General features: G+C 37.2%; 12 protein-coding genes. 1 reads left to right on the top strand and 11 read right to left on the bottom strand.

Going from position 1 to position 12,471, the window contains the following annotated elements; genetic code table 11:
* Positions 1 to 38: 38 nt before the first annotated feature.
* Positions 39 to 953 carry a homoserine O-acetyltransferase MetA gene (metA, locus tag N7Z68_RS05420; RefSeq protein WP_275117453.1) on the bottom strand — a complete coding sequence of 305 codons (915 nt, stop codon included), beginning with the start codon at positions 951 to 953 and terminating at the stop codon, positions 39 to 41.
* A 370-nt stretch (positions 954 to 1,323) separates the two neighbouring features.
* Here metA and N7Z68_RS05425 point away from each other — a divergent pair, with 370 nt between their 5' ends.
* Positions 1,324 to 1,995 (top strand): reverse transcriptase-like protein, encoded by a 672-nt coding sequence (locus N7Z68_RS05425; RefSeq protein WP_275117454.1) that lies wholly within the window; start codon positions 1,324 to 1,326, stop codon positions 1,993 to 1,995.
* 9 nt (positions 1,996 to 2,004) lie between these two features.
* On the opposite strand, the gene N7Z68_RS05430 is transcribed toward N7Z68_RS05425, so the two are convergent.
* From N7Z68_RS05430 to N7Z68_RS05475, 10 genes are all read right to left on the bottom strand, one after another.
* Positions 2,005 to 2,988 (bottom strand): HD-GYP domain-containing protein, encoded by a 984-nt coding sequence (locus N7Z68_RS05430; protein WP_275117455.1) that lies wholly within the window; start codon positions 2,986 to 2,988, stop codon positions 2,005 to 2,007.
* 70 nt (positions 2,989 to 3,058) lie between these two features.
* Positions 3,059 to 3,928, bottom strand: a complete 870-nt coding sequence (locus N7Z68_RS05435) for a PHP domain-containing protein (RefSeq protein WP_275117456.1) — start codon at positions 3,926 to 3,928, stop codon at positions 3,059 to 3,061.
* Between the two features lie 4 nt (positions 3,929 to 3,932).
* Positions 3,933 to 4,454, bottom strand: a complete 522-nt coding sequence (locus N7Z68_RS05440) for a DUF4352 domain-containing protein (RefSeq protein ID WP_275117457.1) — start codon at positions 4,452 to 4,454, stop codon at positions 3,933 to 3,935.
* A 149-nt stretch (positions 4,455 to 4,603) separates the two neighbouring features.
* Positions 4,604 to 5,428, bottom strand: coding sequence for an NAD(+) synthase (gene nadE, locus N7Z68_RS05445; RefSeq protein ID WP_275117798.1), 825 nt, complete (start codon positions 5,426 to 5,428; stop codon positions 4,604 to 4,606).
* Between the two features lie 290 nt (positions 5,429 to 5,718).
* A complete protein-coding gene (gene tlp / locus N7Z68_RS05450; RefSeq protein WP_275117458.1) occupies positions 5,719 to 5,946 on the bottom strand; it encodes a small acid-soluble spore protein Tlp in 228 nt (75 codons plus the stop codon).
* A gap of 71 nt (positions 5,947 to 6,017) precedes the next feature.
* Positions 6,018 to 6,443 (bottom strand): acyl-CoA thioesterase, encoded by a 426-nt coding sequence (locus N7Z68_RS05455; protein ID WP_275117459.1) that lies wholly within the window; start codon positions 6,441 to 6,443, stop codon positions 6,018 to 6,020.
* A 65-nt stretch (positions 6,444 to 6,508) separates the two neighbouring features.
* Positions 6,509 to 8,854 carry an AAA family ATPase gene (locus tag N7Z68_RS05460; RefSeq protein ID WP_275117460.1) on the bottom strand — a complete coding sequence of 782 codons (2,346 nt, stop codon included), beginning with the start codon at positions 8,852 to 8,854 and terminating at the stop codon, positions 6,509 to 6,511.
* Between the two features lie 33 nt (positions 8,855 to 8,887).
* On the bottom strand, positions 8,888 to 9,829 hold the full coding sequence (locus tag N7Z68_RS05465) for a DMT family transporter (RefSeq protein WP_275117461.1): 942 nt from the start codon (positions 9,827 to 9,829) through the stop codon (positions 8,888 to 8,890).
* 365 nt (positions 9,830 to 10,194) lie between these two features.
* Positions 10,195 to 11,823, bottom strand: a complete 1,629-nt coding sequence (locus N7Z68_RS05470) for a CopD family protein (protein WP_275117462.1) — start codon at positions 11,821 to 11,823, stop codon at positions 10,195 to 10,197.
* Between the two features lie 19 nt (positions 11,824 to 11,842).
* Complete coding sequence (locus N7Z68_RS05475) at positions 11,843 to 12,415, bottom strand: copper resistance CopC family protein (protein WP_275117463.1); 573 nt, start codon at positions 12,413 to 12,415, stop codon at positions 11,843 to 11,845.
* Between the last annotated feature and the right edge of the window lie 56 nt (positions 12,416 to 12,471).

A 12,471-nucleotide genomic window follows, 5' to 3' on the forward strand; every position in this document is an offset into this window, starting at 1 on the left:
TAAAACAGGCTAGCTCTATTTTTGAGCCAGCCTGTTTATCATTTTGATAGATCATATGGTGTTTCTTGATAAACATAATAATTGAGCCAGTTTGAAAATAATAAATTCGAGTGGGCTCGCCAACGTAATAATGGTGTTTCTTTTGCATTATCATTCGGAAAATAGTTAATCGGCATTTCTATACCGAGTCCTTTATTTACGTCTCTTTCGTATTCATCTTGCAACGTTGTACAGTCATATTCAGAATGTCCTGACACAAATATCTGTTTACCATTTCTTGAAGCAACGATATAAACGCCTGCTTCAGGTGACTCACTAAGTATATCTAAATCTGGTACTTTTTCTATATCTTCCTTTCTCACTTCTGTATGACGCGAATGAGGAGCTAAGAAGACATCATCAAAGCCTCTAAGCAATTTAATGTTGGATTCATTATTTACATGATGAGCAAACACACCAAACATCTTTTTCTCAAGTGGATATTTAGGCACTCCATAGTGATAATACAACCCGGCTTGTGCCCCCCAACAAATATGTAGTGTTGACGTCACATTGGAGATTGTCCACTCCATAATTTGTTTTAACTCATCCCAATAGTTGACTTCTTCAAAAACTAACTTCTCAATAGGGGCTCCTGTAATAATCATACCGTCAAACTTTTGATTTTTTATATCTTCAAATGTTTTATAAAAAGAAGATAAATGTTCTTCAGACGTATTTTTTGATTTGTGTGTATCTGGATGGATAAATACGACATCTACTTGCAGCGGACTATTACCTAACAGACGAAGTAATTGGGTTTCAGTTACTTCTTTAATCGGCATCAAGTTTAAAATAACAATTTTTAATGGACGAATATCTTGCTTATACGCCCTGCTTTCGTCCATGACAAAGATATTTTCACTCGATAAAATTTCTTTTGCTGGTAAATGATCTGGAACTCTAATCGGCATTTTTCTAACTCCTTTTTGACAGGATAAATCTTAAGTAAATCAACCATCCTAAACATAAATAAACATTAGGAGGAATTATATTATGATTGGACCTGTTATTCGCAAAGTAGTCAAGCTTATCCTGATAAAACAGGGGATTAAACTTCTTAATGGATTTCTTAATAAAAAACTGAAAAAGATGATGTAAAAACTTTACCCTTTTAATTTATTAAATTATCATGAATTTATATAATTCGCAATTGTTATTTTGTTTATATTTACGATGACTGTTTTTTTCTTTAGATATTGGGCTCACGCATTATTGTGTTGAGCCTAATCTCCTTATTAAATTACATAGCAGAACTAGTTAATTAAGATCGAGGTGGATCGTATGAAAGTCCGATTAGAATGGAACTATCAAATTCCAAAAAGTAAAAAAACGTATTTACTTACAACCGACTTTATGAGTGTTCAAGATATTCTTTATATGACGAGGGATATTGAAAAAACAGGAAGAGTGAAACAGTTACAATATTTCGATCAAATGGACTCCGAATGGACTAAAAAAGAACTTGAAAAACTGTTAGAAAAAGAAGCAGAAGAACCCCAGCAAATTATCGCCTATTTTGATGGAGGTTTCGACAAGCCAACAAAAACCGCCGGGCTCGGTGTCGTGATTTATTATGAAAAAAACGGACAGAAATTTCGCATCCGAAAAAATGAGCGTATTGAAGAAATCGAATCGAACAATGAAGCGGAATACGCCGCTCTATGGAACTTACTGCTACAGTTAGAAGAACAAGAAGTCCATCATACAGAACTTACGATAAAAGGTGACTCACTAGTGGTCATTAACCAATTAACTAATGAATGGCCTTGTTACGAGGAAGACTTAGAGCGCTGGTTAGATCGAATAGAGAAAAAAACTAAACAACTAGGCTACAAAGTCAATTATCAATCAGTATCGAGAAAAGAAAATCGGGAAGCCGATCAACTAGCTTCCCAAGCTTTAAACGAAATATTTATTTCTAGTCATTCTAATTTAAATGATGGAGAAAGCTAATCTCTAATATTAAAAAGGAGACAACTCTCGCGTAATAATAACGGTTGGGTTGTCTTCTAACGAAAACTCTTCCCCGTTTTCAAGCAGTCTTAAATGAGGGCGATGAAGGTGGGTTTCTATCTTTGTAACAATGGCTTCATTACCTGTATTTAGCTCTACTTTCATCCCCGGTAAATAAGAAGGAACGCTTTTAAACAATGCATCTACTATTCGATGAGAATATACTTTATCCGACTTCGTCATAAGCATCTCTATTGCCGTATAAGGACTTATGCCCTCTCTTGCAATAAGGTTTTCGTACTCATTGGCAATTGCACACACTTGAGCAAACTCCAATATCTCATTTCCACTAATCTTTCTTGGAAATCCCTGTCCACGAAAGCACTCATGATGTTGGTAGGCAATATGAGCACAAACCAAGTTCACTTCACGAACGTTACGAATTAAGTTAAATCCCTTAATGGGATGTTCCTCATAAACATCAGTTACAGCTTTACCAATATCATGAACTAAACACCCAAAAGCGAGATCCTTTAGCTGAAGCTCATTGTATTGAAGAAACTTCCCCATTTGCAGTGCAATTAATGTTACATTGACACAATGGGCTTGTTCTTGTACTTCATCTGCTGCAGAAGTAGAAGGAGCTAACATAATAACTCGACGACTTCTAACCTCAGTTATTAACTTTTTCACCGTATTCTGAATATCTCGGAACGGCAGCAATTGTTTATCTTTTACCGCTTTATAAGCAAAATGTACGGATCTGATTGCATCAATCCACGTAGGCATATCAACCATTTCATCTAATGTAATTCCACTAGAAACTGCATCTTCTATAATTAAATAGCTAATCTTTAAGCTTTTTAGTTTTTCTAAGTATTTTGGATGAATCCGATGACCTGCCCCGAGTAAAACTCTCCCCTTAACATCATAGATCGGCTTGGCCAGTTCCATTGTTTTTTGATTGTATTCTTCTATCTGTATAAGACGCAATTCCCTTCACTCTCTTTACAATTATGTAATACTTTTATTTTAACATAATTTTCTTGTAATAAAGGGGGGCTTATCTCCTCATTTTGTGAATTTTTGTTAATAATTGTTCTGCAAAATAATTATCAATTCTTGTAATTCCAAGAGGTTCTGGTACTCTGCCATAATCTTCATGGTGGAAATCCGAACCCCCGGTTCTCAGCAATGACAGTTTATACTTTTCCTCAATCTGTTGAATAAGATGCTCATAACGGTTACGGTCTTCTGGTGAATGATCACGGTGATAAACTTCTACCCCATCTAAACCGTAGTCAGCAACAAGTGTTTCAATCCAGTCATCCAAATCATAGTACACCGGATGAGCTAGAATTGAAACACCATTCATCCGTTTAATCCAATTCAATGCTTCTTCTGGCGTCATTTCTTTTTCCTTTGGTACATAACAAGGCCGTCCTTCTGCTAAAAATCTATCAAAGGCTTCCGCTACGTCTTTCACATACCCTCTTTTAATTAACGCTTTTGCCACGTGAGGTCTTCCAATACTTCCCCCGTCTACAAACTCTAGCACATCTTCAGCTGTTACGATTAGACCGACATCTTTTAATTTCCTTATAATGACATCGAGCCTCTTTCTTCTCATCTCTTGTTGGCCCTTTAACATCTCACATAATTCTTCATTATCGTAATCTAGACCATAGCCAAGAATATGAACACTTTTCCCATTATACTTTGTTGAAAATTCAATTCCTGGGATTACAGTTATACCTAATTGTTTACCTGTTTCAACCGCTTCCTTAACACCTGCAGTCGTGTCATGATCTGTTAACGCAATGTATTCAAGACCTACTTCTTTACACTTTTTTAGGAGTGCTTCTGGCCGATAACCACCATCCGAAGCAGTAGAATGCATATGTAAATCCGTATTTGAATGCCCACTTTTCATCCAATCAGTCCTTTTCGTCGTTCACCATTTTTATCCTTTCATAATCAACATACCAGATCACTTGTCCTGTTCGCAAATGATCTGTGTAGATAAATTCATAGCTATCATTTAGCGGTACCAAAAATGCTGCTTCACCCCTTACGGTTCGTCCTGGTGCAATCTGACCGCCTAAGATCCCCTTTGTTTCATAGTGGTGGTCATGCTTATAGGCGAACCCTTCTTCATCAACCATCGTCAGCTTGTGTAAAGTGAACTCATGGATTTGTTCTTTCCTATTGGTAATGCTTACGTCAGCAATGATATATCCATATTCCTCATCTGTTGGTTCAAGTTTTACTTCATTTAATCTAAAATCAAGACCATTAATTTCTACGGAATCGCCAATCTCTAACCGGTCACTTATCGTTTCAATAACTTCAGAATTCACCATAGTAGACCCATAGTTTGTCCCTGCCCAAAAACCGACAACACCAAATAATATCGAACTCAGCGCTAATAATAAAATATATTTTTGCTTAATCATCATTTACTCCCTCTTTTACAATTGGTATTAGATGGACCCATTGAATATTATGTGGAGGGAGCTTCTTTCATACATTTGTTTTATGGCATTTATGTGAAAGAACCATCGGTCAAGTGGAATAGCCTCTTAACTGATGGCAGGTTCTAAGTTAACTATTCACTTTTCCACCAAGTATCAAATACCGTTACTGGTAGTTTTCGTTTATGTTCAGTCATTATATAACGCTTTTCAATTTTTTCTTTAATATCAGATGGTACTTCTTTTCCTTCTAAATAATCATCTAACTGTTCATAAGTCATACCGAGTGCCACTTCGTCTGGCAATGCTGGTCTATTTTCTTCTAAGTCTGCAGTTGGTGCTTTCTCATATAAATGCGATGGACATCCTAATTCTTTTAACAACGCTTTTCCTTGACGTTTTGTTAACCCAAACAAAGGGGCTATGTCACAAGCACCATCGCCATGTTTTGTATAAAATCCAGTAACAGCTTCAGCTGCATGGTCCGTACCTACAACTAAACATTGATGGTGTGCACCAATGTCATATTGAACTTTCATTCGTTCCCTTGCCTTTGTATTACCTTTATTAAAATCTGATAACGTTTGTCCCGTTGCTTGTGTAAATGATGAATATGCTGCATCAACTGCCGGTTTTATATTAACTGTCACCCTTTGTGAAGGTTGAATAAAATCTAGTGCATCTTGTGCATCCTGTTCATCTAGTTGAACACCATAGGGAAGTCGTACAGCTATAAACGTATATTGATCAGATTTAGTTTCACTATTTAATTCATCGACTGCTTTTTGAACGAGTTTTCCTGTTAACGTTGAATCTTGTCCTCCTGAGATGCCAAGTACATACCCTTTCGTTTGAGTATGCAGTAAGTATCGTTTTAAAAAATCAACTCTACGTTGAATCTCTTCAGTTGGCTCGATTTTAGCTTGCACTTGTAACGCTTGTATAATCTGCTGTTGCATTTTTTCCAATTATATTACCCCCAGTAACTTTCCATCCTGCTATTAATTTGCCCGTTTTCACTAATGACAAACGAGTTTCTCCACCCTAACATATACATTACATTTTTTATGTTATCAGTTCTTTTGTTAAAAAATCTATCATATTAATTTTAACACGAAAATCAGAAGCGCATATTGACATATGACTTTAGCGCCTAATGATCAAAAAAATAAGTTCAGTATTTTTTAAGTTCACATAGGCATCAAAAAAAGCAGGATTGCCTTTTCACAATACCTGCTTCTCCATCGAGTTAATAATTGCCACGTTCACGGTCTTCTTGTTCATCTTTAATTTCAGATTCAAATGCATGGATACTTTCACGGCGACGGTCATTTTTTTGCTCAATAGCTTGTCTTTCAGCACCATCCACATCACTTTGAGCTAAAGTCTCTTCAGCTGCTTCAATGTTTTGGATCGTATTCTCTCGCATTTGTTGTAATCGCTCTACATTATTTTTACGGTTATCTGGTTTAGCCATGGAAAAGCCTCCTTAAGATTTGTACAAATCTATTTTGCTGCTGGAGGTTCCTTTATATTCGGCTTAGAAATTTACTCTACTGCCTTTTTTTCACGCTCATAAACAGCATGCCAATCCGGTAAATGTTTTCTGATGGAAATAGGGCGGAAGGATTCTTTCTTAACACAAACGTGTTCACTAGTCCCTGTTACACATTGAACCCCGTCCCCATTTACAATGTTATATCCATATACGACTCTTATTCCATCATAGCGTTCTATCCACGTTTCAATTGTGACTGTATCCCCATATTTAGCTGGAAATTTATAAGCTAAATTAATTGCAGTAACTGGAGACAAAACCCCGTCACTTTCCATTTCAGCATAATTAAAACCTAATTCTCTTATTAAATGGGTACGACCTAACTCACACCATACGACGTAATTCGAGTGATGAACGACTCCCATTTGATCTGTTTCTTTATATCGGACTTCAATTTCAGTTACTGACTTTTTCATATTTAGAGCTCCTTCCCTAAAGTTGCACTCTTTCTTTGAAATTTCCTAAAAATCTAATTCGAGTGTTAAAAAACAAAATCCTCTTTCATTAACATCATCAGGTCATCTGGTTGAATTTCATCTTCTTTTAACTGACAAATGCGTTGTGCTTGTTCACGTATGGCTAATTCAACTAAATTTACGGCATAACGACCATTACTTGTTATTGTAATGTTTTGGATTTCTTTTTCGATATGATTTATGGCGCCGTTATCTAGTTGGTAACCGTACTCTAATGCATACATCGTCACCATACGTAAGATTTCGTCCTTTGAATAATCATCAAAGTGAATATACTTTTTAAATCTCGACTCTAATCCAGGGTTTTGCCCAATCAAATGCTTCATTTCATTCGGATAACCCGCTAAGATCACGACTAAGTTTTCATTATGTCTCGTCATCTCTTCAACTAATGTATCAATAGCTTCTCGACCAAAGTCTTTTTCGCCACCTGCAGCTAATGAATAAGCTTCATCAATAAAGAGGACTCCACCCAAGGCTTCTCGAATTTTTTTCTTCGTTTTTATGGCTGTTTGTCCCATATAGCCAGCCACAAGATCTGTTCGACCAGCGACGACGACATGCCCGCGTTTTAATAAACCCATTTCCTTTAATAATTTGGAGAAGAGCTTAGCCACTGTCGTTTTACCCGTTCCTGGGTTACCTGTAAAAATAGAATGAAGCTGAACGGGTATGACACGCATGTTCTTTTCTGCTCTTAATTGTTGAACACGCACTAATGAACTAAGTGCTTGTACTTCCCGCTTTACTTCATCTAAACCAATTAAACGAGACAGTTGTTCCAATGCACTTTCTGCGTTTTCTTCAACTGTACGTTGGTCAGCTTTAACATCTTTGCCGTCAAGCACCGTAAGTTGATCGATTGTTAATGAATTCGCCGTATCGACCTGCGATCCTTTTTTAAAAATGGCATCAAGTACGATATTTTTCACTGTCCGTGCGTTACCGAATGTTTCATCTACTTGCTCTGTTTCAATCCGTTTTCTTAATTCTCTCACCCCGTCCATTGAGAACACAAAATCATTATCGAGTGCCATTCTTTCACCAATTAATAACAACTCATCAATAGAATAGTCGGGTAGATGAATATGATTCGGCTCCGGGAATCGGCTTCTAAGACCTGGGTTCGCCCAAAGAAATTGGCGCATTTCTTCTGGATAACCTGCTAATATAACTGCAAATTTCCCAGCATAATCGCTGCTGGACATCGCTGAAACTAATGTATCAATTACTGCTTGACCATAGTCATTGCTTCCGGCACCTTCCCGTTTTAAACTATAAGCTTCATCAATAAAAAGAATGCCTCCGAGTGATTTTTCAATCATGTTTATTGTATTTTCTTCCGTTTGTCCTACAAATCCGCCAACAAGCTGAGAACGATCGACCTCAAGCACATCTTCTCGCGGCAAGACCCCGAGTTCATAATAAATTTTTGCTAAAAGTCGAGCTAACATCGTTTTGCCGGTTCCGGGATTCCCTGTAATGATCATATTTAAACTTAAGTCATCTTGAATGCGAAACCCTTCTTCTTTTCGTCGACGTTGATATTGAAGAAAATGATACAGTCCTTTAACTCGTTCCTTCACGTCTTTTAAACCGATCATTTGATTTAACGTTTTTAGCGATTGCGGATATTGATCTTGGTCGGTTGATGTCATCTTTTCATTTTCTTTTTGAATCGCTTCTTGCCAAGCTTCTTTAAGTTCCTCGATAACTTTTATCGAAGCCCTAATTTCCTTTAACTGTGACGCAGAATAAAAGATGCCTGTGGCAGACTCTTGGTAAGCTTCAGTCGCTTTTGCAATAGCTAACATCGGTTCATGTAAATCTGTGATGATCTTTTCAAGTTGATTTACTGTTTCGATTTGTTTATTATTTTGATTCATTTCAGCTGCCTGTTTGGCTTGATGAAGAATAGAATGAACTTCCGAAGCTTTCGAAAAAAATTGATTTGCGATTTGAAAATAATCTTGAGCGATCTTTTTCTTCGAAGCCCCATGGTCTGTTTCCCGAATTTGCGGTAATTTTTCTGGGATAATATCTATTTCTAATTGTGAGATTAACCGTTCTGTATGGATTTCATTAGCCAAAGGATGATTCGGTTCAATTGTCAATGCCTCATCTAACCACTTTTTCAGCAACGGATCATCAAGACTATAACGGTTACTTCTTTTTAAAGCCAATAAGCTTAAAACCGCAGCACGCAGTCTGCCGGATACGGGTTCCGTGCGGTCCTCTAAAATAGTAAGATAACGAAGCGCTAAAGCTTCTTGAATAAATTGTTCAGGTTCCTCTAACCATACTTGGACGTCATTTTGAATTTGGTCAATGGATACTCTTAGTTCGTTCATCAAGATGTTCACCTCTATGTCCAACTTATTTCTTTATTTTACCATCACCTGTTTTTCCTGAATATCCTCTTTTTGTTTCTTTGCTTTTACATAGGTGCCTATATAAACCCCTGACAGAACGAAAGCAGCTCCAACGCCATGGGCTAATGTAAAAGTTTCCCCTAGAAACAACGTCGCCATAATAACAGCTGAAACAGGCATAACATTGATAAAGATAGATGCCTTAGCAGCACCGACTTTTTGTATACCTTGGTAGTACATAATAAAACTAATAACTGTAACAAATACACTCATATGAAGAAGAGACGCCCATACCCCGATTGACGCGCCTTGTACTTGGGTCCATGTAAGTTCATATAACGCGAATGGTAATAAAAAGAGGGTTCCAAAAAATACAGCGTACGTCGTTGATACAATGGCACTATATTTTCCTAGCACAACTTTTCCTAATACACTATAGAGTGCCCAGCTAATAACCGCTCCTAATAATATAAAATCAATCGGTTCAAAGCCTAGCTTTACTAAATCTAAGAGGTGGCCATTTGTAATAATGATGGCAACACCAAATAAAGCTACACTCATTCCCACAATATGACGTTTTGTAATCGTTTCTTTTAAAAATAAACCTGATAATAATACAATCAATACCGGGTTCGATGCAATGAAAAGAGAACTTTTAATTACCGGTGCATGTTTACTCGCTAAAAAGAAACAAATATTATAAATCGCTATACCGGTTAAGCCTAATAATGCAAACAGTCCCCAATCTTTTTTAGTAGGCTTCGGACGATTTTTCTCCATCACCCACATAATTGGAAACAACAAAATTGCCGCTCCGAGGAAACGAAAAAAGGCAACTGTAGCAGGTTCAAAGCTCTCTACCGCAACCTTCCCAGCAATAAATGCACTTCCCCAAATACTCGTTGCCACCGCTAACATTATGTACGTTAAAATAGGTGTTTTTTGTTTTTCCATTTTACTCCCTCAATTTCACGATTATTTTCTTTATTGTAACACCTTTTTCGGAAAACGAAATATGTGAAGTTTTCGGATTTTAAGAAAAGCGGAAAGCGCCTGTTTATCGCCGACAAGCGCTGGAGGGCCAGCATTAAGTGGCTTGCTCTTTAGACACTTTTGATGGACCGAAGCGACCTCGAGCCGATGGCGCTTGGAGCTAGACATCTTCGAAAGGCGGAAGGCGCCTGTTTAATAGGGCCTGGATCTAGACATCTTCGAAATTTTAATTCTTCCTTTAAAAAAATTAACACAACATACGGTTAATACCCTTTTATCGAAAAATAAAAAAAAAGGGAACTATTATCGTTCCCCCAACACCGTTACTAATGGCAATAGACCCCTTCTTCAAGAAAGCCTCTCATGTATCCGCCAATTACTTCCTCATTTTCATCGAAAAATTCAATCGGATGATTCGGATCCCATTCTGTATCAGCACTAATTACGTTGATAAACGTATTGTTTTCTACTCGTGTTTCACTTGTGTCCCCTTCAAAATAAATGGTCACTCGGTCTACACCTATCGGCTCACGAATATGCCCAATTGTCACATACGTGTATGGCTGATCGTCTTGAAGCCATGGACCATTTCGCACAATAAACGTACGAATTTTATGATCCATTTCACTAATTGGAATACCACCAATCATTAAGTTACTATCATTAACTTTATAATAATCTCCGCCCTCTTTATATAAAAGATCTGCTGCTAATCGATCGTAATCAATATGATAAACAACCGCGACAAAACCATCTGGAAGTTTACGTTCAACCAATACTTCGATCTCGCCATCTTGACTTGATTGAATGGCTTCTAACGGAGTAACAAACGCCTCTTCCCCAATCCAACCTTGACTTGATGGCTGCGTGCTCAGTAAAAGTCCTATTAAAGTCACTACCACAAAAGAAGAAGACACGATCGTAACCCTAATTACCCCTTTACCTTTCAAAATTTCAACTATTAACAGAATAAGCAGGACTGAAGCACCGACTAAAAGGCTTGTTGACAACCAATTAAACGAGAAAGAAAGCGGCACCAATGAACCCAAATGATCACCGACCACCCATTGATATAACAAGGAAGGATCCGTCGATTGTAATGTTCTAGCGACTTCATGCGGTGGTACTCTTTCAGTCATAATAGCTGTAATTACAAAAATCATTAGACCGACAATACTTTCTGCTTTTAAGGTTCGCTTAAAGCGCGAGATACCAACTTTTTGTAGCCTTACTCTTAATAAGAAGCCATGGACTACCCCATACACTACGATTGGAATAATTAAGATATGCTTCAAAAGCAATAACTGCCCATAAGAAAGCACCCAAGAGTTCACATACTCTGGAACAATAATTGTCATTAATAATAATCCCGATAAGATTAACATACTTACGGCACCTAGTGCGACAGGAGAAAACCATCGAATAAACGAGGACCATTTGTGTAAATTATCATCCTTCGCAAACCAACTGACAATTAATATTGTACCCATCCAGATGGTTGCAGCAATAAAGTGCATACCATTATACAAAAAGCCACCAGCTTCGTCTAAAGAAGCGGCATGACTAGCCCAACTTGATGAAACTGTATACGCAAGAACGAGTATAAAAAACAGGCTTTTTGAGATTACGGTTGGCGTCTGCTCAACGATAAAATAACTAACACTAACGAGTAAAGCCAAAATCATCGTAACCATCCAAGCTTGCCCGATTTTATAGCCAAGCACAACTTGTGTGAAAGTAGAGACGAATGGTGCTTCATATTGTATATGAATAAAATAGGACACTGATATTACCGGTACGATACTTAACAAGGGGATTAAACCAATGCTTCCATAAACGAAACGGCTTTTCACAAAAAACGAAGGTCTCCATTGACTAGGTATAACTAATAGTAAAGCTATACCTAGCAAAAATGAAAATAAAACATACATTAAAGCCTGACTCACTTCAACCATTTATAATCCCCCCTTCCACTTATTTACGGCGACGTAAAAGGACTAAAGCTCCGATCACTACAACCAAACCAATTAGGATAAATAAAATAATATTTGTCGCTTCTACAGTCTCTTCTTCTATGTTTTCTTCACTCTCAACTAGTTCTTCGTCAATTATTTCTTCTTCTGTAACTTCTTCATTAATCTGTGGAACATCTTCATCATTTGCTTCAGGAACCTCTTCGTTAACGACTTCTGGCTGAGGCGCATCAACTGTAAATGAAATCGTACCTTCAGTTGTGTGTCCATCACTTCCTAGCGCCGTCCATTGTATTGTATAATCACCACTGTAAACCAACTCATCTAGTAACACCACTAAAGTTCGTTCTTGAACATATTGATCACGAATTGAAACGTTTACTCCGTCCTCATCAACAAGTTCGATCGACGTATGTTCTTCAATGCCCGCATCAAACTGTAATAAAATTTCTTTTAATGGTTCACTTACAACTTCTCCTTCACTTGGTGTCGATGAACCGACATATGAATGCCCCAACACTTGTAAAGGCATTAATAAGCAAAAAACAATTAATAAACCAACTAATTTTTTCATTACTACTTTCACTCCTATAAAACCAAGTATTCATCTATGTATTATACATTATATAT

Source organism: Alkalihalobacterium chitinilyticum (assembly GCF_029028005.1).
GTDB lineage: Bacteria > Bacillota > Bacilli > Bacillales > Bacillaceae_F > Alkalihalobacterium > Alkalihalobacterium chitinilyticum.

What these genes read in the sequence shown, in the direction of transcription:
- metA (WP_275117453.1), bottom strand. Translation starts at nt 953, where the DNA reads ATGCCGATTAGAGTTCCAGATCATTTACCAGCAAAAGAAATTTTATCG.
- N7Z68_RS05425 (WP_275117454.1), top strand. Translation starts at nt 1,324, where the DNA reads ATGAAAGTCCGATTAGAATGGAACTATCAAATTCCAAAAAGTAAAAAA.
- N7Z68_RS05435 (WP_275117456.1), bottom strand. Translation starts at nt 3,928, where the DNA reads ATGAAAAGTGGGCATTCAAATACGGATTTACATATGCATTCTACTGCT.
- N7Z68_RS05440 (WP_275117457.1), bottom strand. Translation starts at nt 4,454, where the DNA reads ATGATGATTAAGCAAAAATATATTTTATTATTAGCGCTGAGTTCGATA.
- nadE (WP_275117798.1), bottom strand. Translation starts at nt 5,428, where the DNA reads ATGCAACAGCAGATTATACAAGCGTTACAAGTGCAAGCTAAAATCGAG.
- tlp (WP_275117458.1), bottom strand. Translation starts at nt 5,946, where the DNA reads ATGGCTAAACCAGATAACCGTAAAAATAATGTAGAGCGATTACAACAA.
- N7Z68_RS05455 (WP_275117459.1), bottom strand. Translation starts at nt 6,443, where the DNA reads ATGAAAAAGTCAGTAACTGAAATTGAAGTCCGATATAAAGAAACAGAT.
- N7Z68_RS05460 (WP_275117460.1), bottom strand. Translation starts at nt 8,854, where the DNA reads ATGAACGAACTAAGAGTATCCATTGACCAAATTCAAAATGACGTCCAA.
- N7Z68_RS05465 (WP_275117461.1), bottom strand. Translation starts at nt 9,829, where the DNA reads ATGGAAAAACAAAAAACACCTATTTTAACGTACATAATGTTAGCGGTG.
- N7Z68_RS05470 (WP_275117462.1), bottom strand. Translation starts at nt 11,823, where the DNA reads ATGGTTGAAGTGAGTCAGGCTTTAATGTATGTTTTATTTTCATTTTTG.
- N7Z68_RS05475 (WP_275117463.1), bottom strand. Translation starts at nt 12,415, where the DNA reads ATGAAAAAATTAGTTGGTTTATTAATTGTTTTTTGCTTATTAATGCCT.